This window comes from Martelella sp. UBA3392, assembly GCF_002358775.1.
GTDB classification, from domain to species: Bacteria; Pseudomonadota; Alphaproteobacteria; order Rhizobiales; family Rhizobiaceae; genus Martelella; species Martelella mediterranea.
Genome location: NZ_DEPM01000209.1, coordinates 4,550 through 4,983, shown reverse-complemented (window position 1 = coordinate 4,983; position 434 = coordinate 4,550). Strand labels below are relative to the sequence as shown.

Genomic DNA, 434 nt, shown 5'->3' with positions numbered 1-434 from the left:
ATCGACGCCGCGCGTCGGCTCATCGAGGAAGATCAGTTTCGGATTGACCGACAGCATCTTGGCGAGCGCCACCTTCTGCTGGTTACCGCCGGACAGCGACGAAACCGGATCGCCGAGACGGCCATATTTGAGGTTGAGCGTGCGACCGAGCCGTTCGGCCAGTTCCCTCTCCTTTCCGCCGCTGATCAGCCCGCCGACACCGGAGACCTGGTCGAGATCAAGCGCCGAAACGTTCTCCGCGATCGACATATCGAGAAAAACGCCGTCGCCCTTGCGGTCCTCGCTCAGATAGACCATGCCGGCGGCAATGCTGTCGGCATATTCGGCGAGCGCGAGCTTCTGGCCGTTCAACCATACTTCGCCGGTTACGTCCCCTTCGAGACGACAGATTCCCTTGACGATCTCACTGCGCCCGGAGCCGATCAGCCCGGCGA

Annotated in this window: 1 protein-coding gene; it reads right to left on the bottom strand. The window is 62.0% G+C overall.

Translation table 11 applies throughout. From position 1 onward, the window contains the following. Positions 1-434, bottom strand: a 434-nt coding sequence (locus B4E36_RS16350) for an ATP-binding cassette domain-containing protein (RefSeq protein WP_345900579.1), incomplete at both ends; no start/stop codon positions are given.